The 5,375-nt window shown below is 66.3% G+C and carries 6 protein-coding genes and 1 pseudogene; 3 read left to right on the forward strand and 4 right to left on the reverse strand.

The window, feature by feature from the left end:
* The coding region (locus tag ACR2JI_RS14200; protein WP_526391023.1) for an SDR family NAD(P)-dependent oxidoreductase at positions 1 to 350 on the forward strand (350 nt) is incomplete at its 5' end.
* A gap of 23 nt (positions 351 to 373) precedes the next feature.
* Here ACR2JI_RS14200 and phoU read toward each other — a convergent pair.
* Complete coding sequence (gene phoU, locus ACR2JI_RS14205; protein WP_526391025.1) at positions 374 to 1,111, reverse strand: phosphate signaling complex protein PhoU; 738 nt, start codon at positions 1,109 to 1,111, stop codon at positions 374 to 376.
* 125 nt (positions 1,112 to 1,236) lie between these two features.
* Here phoU and chrA point away from each other — a divergent pair, with 125 nt between their 5' ends.
* Positions 1,237 to 2,427, forward strand: coding sequence for a chromate efflux transporter (gene chrA / locus ACR2JI_RS14210; protein ID WP_526391027.1), 1,191 nt, complete (start codon positions 1,237 to 1,239; stop codon positions 2,425 to 2,427).
* 14 nt (positions 2,428 to 2,441) lie between these two features.
* Here chrA and ACR2JI_RS14215 read toward each other — a convergent pair whose 3' ends face one another.
* The 3 genes from ACR2JI_RS14215 to ACR2JI_RS14225 are packed head-to-tail and all read right to left on the reverse strand — an operon-like array spanning position 2,442 to position 4,616.
* Complete coding sequence (locus ACR2JI_RS14215) at positions 2,442 to 2,852, reverse strand: Zn-ribbon domain-containing OB-fold protein (RefSeq protein ID WP_526391029.1); 411 nt, start codon at positions 2,850 to 2,852, stop codon at positions 2,442 to 2,444.
* Position 2,853: 1 nt separating this feature from the next.
* Positions 2,854 to 4,059, reverse strand: a complete 1,206-nt coding sequence (locus ACR2JI_RS14220; protein WP_526391031.1) for a thiolase family protein — start codon at positions 4,057 to 4,059, stop codon at positions 2,854 to 2,856.
* 59 nt (positions 4,060 to 4,118) lie between these two features.
* Positions 4,119 to 4,616, reverse strand: coding sequence for a DUF1990 domain-containing protein (locus ACR2JI_RS14225; RefSeq protein WP_526391033.1), 498 nt, complete (start codon positions 4,614 to 4,616; stop codon positions 4,119 to 4,121).
* Positions 4,617 to 4,701: 85 nt separating this feature from the next.
* On the opposite strand from ACR2JI_RS14225, the pseudogene thrS reads away from it, so the two are divergent.
* A pseudogene (thrS, locus tag ACR2JI_RS14230) lies at positions 4,702 to 5,375 on the forward strand (threonine--tRNA ligase); the annotation flags it as partial.

Genomic DNA, 5,375 nt, shown 5'->3' on the forward strand with positions numbered 1-5,375 from the left:
GCGTGGTGCTGTTCAGCACGGTCGCGGTGGGTCAGGGTATGCCGATGCACTCCTCAGTCGCCGCGGCCAAGGGGGCGGTCGAGGGGCTCGTGCGCTCGCTGGCCGCGGAATGGGCCCCCAAGGTGCGGGTCAACGCAATCGCCCCGGCTCTGGTGGACACCCCGTTGGTCGAACGGATGCTCGGCACTGCGGACAAGCGCGAGGCCATGGCAGCGCGCTACCCGCTCAAGCGGGTCGGAACCACCGGAGACGCCGCGGCCCTGGCGCGGTTCCTGCTGTCCCCGGACAGCGGCTGGATCACCGGTCAGGTCATGGGCTTGGACGGCGGTATGTCAACGGTGCGTGCCTGACCCAACACGAACGTGTGGCGGAGCTAACGAATTGACGCGCGGGGATCGCCCTGTGCCGGCGACACGCTGTCAAAGCCCGCCGACCGTGGCGTGAGTTTGGTCGCAACCGTCCACTCGCCACTCTGGCTTTGGCCGGTGGCCTGGAAGATGATGCGCCGCGAGATTTCCACAGCATGATCGGCGAATCGCTCGTAGTAGCGGCTCAGCAGAGTCACGTCCACCGCTGCGGTGGTCCCGTGGTGCCATTCCCGGTCCATCAGCACGGTGAACAGGTGGCGGTGGATGTCATCCATCGCATCGTCTGCATCCCGGATGTATCTGGCCATGCCGAGGTCACTTGACTGGATGACATGAGAGGCCTTACCGCCCAAATCGACAGCGGTTCGTCCCATCTCGGCAAAATAGCCGCTGACGTCATCAGGCAGGACGGGCTGCGGATGGCGCAGTCGGGTGATCTCGGCGACGTGGAGAGCGAGCGCGCTCATCCGTTCGAGATCGGCGACGATCTGAATCGAGGAGATGACCGCGCGCAGATCCCGCGCAACCAAGGTCTGTGCCGTCAGGAGATTGAGGCCGGCCTCCTCGACCCTGGCGCCGGCGGTGAAAATCTTCTCGTGACCGCCGATGACATCCTCTGCGCCGCTCAGATCGGCGTGCAGTAGGGCGTGGGTGGCGCGCTCCATCGCGGCGCCCACCAGTCGGCACACCTCAGCCAACTCGTCGGTTAGCGCCGCGAGTTGCTCACCATAGGCAGACCGCATGTCTTGATGCTAGGAAGGCGTTAGGCGCTATCGCAGAACCGGACCATGAACGCGACGTGAACGTCGGGTGCACATGTGGGCCGTGATCACCGTGATTGCGGCACGAATATTCCTATTCTGTAGTGATGGGCGGGGAGGATGGCGGCGCGAATCCACGACCCCGACCCGGCCTGATCGCAATCCTGCTGGAATGGGGCCGCATCGGCTGCCTGGGGTTTGGGGGGCCTCCGACACACATCAGACTGCTTCGTGATCTGTGCGTCGGGCGCCGTAAATGGATATCGCCGGCGGAGTTCGAGGACGCCGTCGTGGCGTGCAACCTGCTGCCCGGACCCGCCTCGACCCAACTGGCGGTCCTATGCGCCTGGCGCGTGCGGGGACGGACCGGCGCTGTCATTGGCGGCGCGGCGTTCGTCCTCCCCGGACTCATCCTCATCCTCGCGTTGGCCGCCCTGTTCCTGCAGAACTCCCCGCCACGGGCCGTCCTGGCCGCAGGGGCAGGCGCCGGCGCGGCGGTGGCCGCAGTGGCGGTGCATGCTGCAGCCGGATTGCTGCCGTCCAGTTGGGCGCGGGCGCGCGAAGGTGGGCGGGCCTACCGATTCCGGTGGGCGGGGTACCTGCTCGCCGGAGTCGTTGCGGCCGCCACGATCGGACCGTGGTTGGTCGTGATCCTGCTCGCCTGCGGGGCGATCGAAGTCGCGATGCGGCCGTCCAGATCCGGTGCCACTTCGCTGTCGATCGCGCCGATACCGCTGTTGGCACTGGGATCTTTGTCTCTTGGAACGTTGTCTTCACTGACCTGGGTGGCGATCAAAGTTGGTGCGCTCTCCTACGGAGGCGGGTTCGTCATCGTCCCGCTGATGCAGAACGATGCCGTCAACGTCCATGGCTGGATGACCGGCGGCCAGTTCCTCAACGCTGTCGCACTGGGCCAGATCACTCCCGGCCCGGTGGTCCACACCGTCGCTGTGGTCGGCTACGCAGCGGCCGGTTTATTCGGGGGTGTGCTGGCTGCTGTCGTGGCATTCAGTCCCTCCTTCGCATTCGTACTGATCGGTGCTCCATATTTCGACCGGCTCCGCGCCAGTCCCGGCGTCCGGAGGTTCCTCGACGGGGCGGGTCCATCGGCAATCGGGGCCATCGGGGGTTCAGCGGTCGCACTCGCACGCACCCTGACTCAACCGTGGCAGTACGTCGTGTTGGCCCTCGCGGCTGTGGTATTGCTCGTCGCTCGCCGCGGCGTGGTGATCACATTGCTGGCCGCTGCACTTGCCGGAGTCATCGCGGTCGGCGCCGGATTACCGCTGCCCCATTAGAACCGTTGACGGGTTCAGGCCGGCTGGTACTGCAGCAGCGTGACCCGATCATCGGGACAGTCCAGAAAAACCGGATACACCCGCATGCCTACTGTGAGTTGGGCGGGTTCGGCGTTGACGATCTCGGTGGCGAATCGCGGTCCCTCATCCCACTGCACGACGGCTAATAACTGCGGCACATGCTCGGCGAAATGCGGTGCCACCGCACGGTAGGCCACCGTGAACGTGTAGAGCGTCCCAGCTCCCGAAATCTCCCGCCACTGAAGATCGTCGGCGAGGGTGCCCGGAGCGAGCACCCGGGGGTAGAACACGTAGCGTCCCGACGACGGTGAGTATTGGATACGAATCTTGTGCTCCGCGAGCGCATCCCAGAACGGCTTGGTGGTGGGCGTCGGGATCGGCATCGGCCGACTGAAGGCGCTCATATCAGGCACCTTCCAGTACCAGAGTGGTCTGTTCGGAGAGGATCCCGCCGTTACCGGAGACAAACGCCCGGTTGCAGTCGGAAACCTGGGTATCCCCGGCCCGGCCCATGATCTGGCGGGTGGCGTCGCACACGTGATGCATACCGCCGGCCAGACCGGCCTGCCCGTATCCCAGTTGTCCACCGGCCGTATTCATCGGGAAGTCGCCGCGGAAGGTCAGATCATGGTCGGCGACGAACCGCATACCAGTGCCTTTCTCGCAGAACCCGGCGTCTTCGAGGCTGAGCAGCGTTGTGATGGTGTAGCAGTCGTAGATCGATGCCATGTCCATATCGGCCGGTGTCAGACCGGCCATCGAGAACGCCGAGTGCGCCGCCTTGATCATCGGCGTCTGCAGTAGATCCTCGGCGTATGTCGGCATCTTGTAGGGCACCCGTTCGCCGAATCCCTTGACCCACACGGGTCGTCGTCGCGACCGGCGGGCGAGGTCGGCACTTGTCACCAGCACTCCGGCACCCCCCATCACCGGCATCACGATCTCCAGCATGTGCAGCGGCGAGGCGATCATCGGGCTGTTGACCACGTCGTCGACGGTGATCGGGGTGTCGCGGAAAATCGCCCCGGGAGTGTGGTTGGCGTTGACCCGCTGATCGACGGCGATCTTGGCGATCGCCCGCTCGTCATAGCCGTAGGTAGCGCCGTAGAGGGTGGCCACCTGACCGTACGGGCCGTTCTGTCCCAGATTGCCGTACGGAATCTCGAACTCGGCCTGCGGTGAGCCGTAACGGTTGCTCGACGCGCCGAAGTGCAGCATGTCGCCGAAGTCCGGCGGTCGCTTCTCGGTCATCGGCGTCAGCGGCGTGCCCGGCACCACACACAGCACCGCGTTGCACTGACCCAACTCGATCGCCGCGGCCGCCCGCCACACCATCGCCGCCGCGCTGGCCCCGCCCAGATCGACCATTTCGGCGAAATTGGCTCTGATACCGAGGTATTCGATGATCGTCGACGGCACGAAAATCTGGGACTCCTGGAGATGGCCGGTGCAGATGCCGTCGACCTCGGAGGGCGGCAGTCCGGCGTCCTGACACGCGGCCGCAGCCAGTCGCGCCCACTGTTCGATGGTGAACTCCGGCGGCCCGGTGGGCCGGCGGGTGGCGGGCAGTTCGACAAAGCCGACGATCGCCGCCTCACCACGAAGTCCCATGTGCTGTCCTTCCGAGAACCCGGCTTGAATGTAACCACGGCCGGCTGCCCGGTCCGGTGTCACACCGCGTCGAGATAGCGGCGCGTCACCACCTTCTGCGCCAGCGCGAGCACGGGTGAACCGAGCCGGCTCCACCAGGTCGCGGGCCGGGAGAACGCGGCCACCTCCGCGTAGACGCCGTCGTCGGCGGGGTCGTAGCGAACGGCGAACATCTCCTCGCCCCGGACCGCATGCCCCGGCAGGCTTCCGTAGGCGAAACCGCGGCGGTTCGGTTCGTCGAGGACGTAGACCACCCGGCACGGCGCGAAGAACGGTCCCAGCCGCCCCAGCACGTCGGCACCGGGTTCGGCGGCCTCGGTGGTGGCCTGTACCCGAACCCCGGCTCCGCGCAGCATCCCGTAATGCAGCACTGCAGTTGCGGCCTGCTCGAAGCGGGCGCGCCCGGTGCCGATCCGTCTGCCGGCAACAACGTGCCGGTAGCCTGGCGGCATCGCACCCCGCGTCGCGCCGACCTCCTCATACGTCAACGATTGCGCGGCCAGGCAGCTGAGCTTCATGGGACCACCCTGCCATCTGATGAGGCCCTGATCAGGTCTGCCGATAGCATTGTCGCGATCTGACCGCCCGCTGAAAGAGACCACGATGAGCACCCCCGTTAGCCCCGCACCGGCGACCGTCATCCGGGTTGCCGCCGGGACCACCGCCGGGGCTGCCGTGCGCGATGCCGGGCTGCCCAGCCGCGGCGAGCCGGATGCGATCGTCGTGGTCAAGGACGCCGACGGTCAGTTGCGCGATCTGAGCTGGGTTCCCGACGCCGATGCCGAGGTGACCCCGGTCGCCGCCGACACCGACGAGGGACGCAGCGTCATCCGGCACTCTGCGGCCCACGTGCTTGCCCAGGCCGTCCAGGAGCGGTTCCCGACGGCCAAGCTCGGTATCGGACCGCCGATCACCGACGGTTTCTACTACGACTTCGATGTGCCGCAGGCGTTCACCCCCGATGACCTCGAGGCGCTGGAGAAGCGGATGAAGGCCATCGTCAAAGAGGGTCAGCTGTTCTCCCGGCGGGTGTATGAGTCCAAGGATCAGGCCCGTGCCGAGTTGGCCGGGGAGCCTTACAAGCTCGAACTGGTCGACGACAAGTCTGGTGACGCCGACATCATGGAGGTTGGCGGCGACGAACTGACCGCCTACGACAACCTCAATCCCCGCACCCGCGAACGGGTCTGGGGCGACCTGTGCCGCGGGCCGCACTGCCCGACCACCAAGTACATTCCGGCGTTCAAGCTGACCCGGAGTTCCGCGGCGTACTGGCG

The sequence above is a fragment of the Mycobacterium sp. genome (genome assembly GCF_051006775.1).
In the GTDB taxonomy this organism is placed as follows: Bacteria; Actinomycetota; Actinomycetes; order Mycobacteriales; family Mycobacteriaceae; genus Mycobacterium.

Coding starts and splice junctions, on each gene's coding strand:
- ACR2JI_RS14215 (WP_526391029.1), bottom strand. CDS start 2,852: ATGAGCGCCTTCAGTCGGCCGATGCCGATCCCGACGCCCACCACCAAG.
- ACR2JI_RS14220 (WP_526391031.1), bottom strand. CDS start 4,059: ATGGGACTTCGTGGTGAGGCGGCGATCGTCGGCTTTGTCGAACTGCCC.
- chrA (WP_526391027.1), top strand. CDS start 1,237: ATGGGCGGGGAGGATGGCGGCGCGAATCCACGACCCCGACCCGGCCTG.
- phoU (WP_526391025.1), bottom strand. CDS start 1,111: ATGCGGTCTGCCTATGGTGAGCAACTCGCGGCGCTAACCGACGAGTTG.
- ACR2JI_RS14225 (WP_526391033.1), bottom strand. CDS start 4,616: ATGAAGCTCAGCTGCCTGGCCGCGCAATCGTTGACGTATGAGGAGGTC.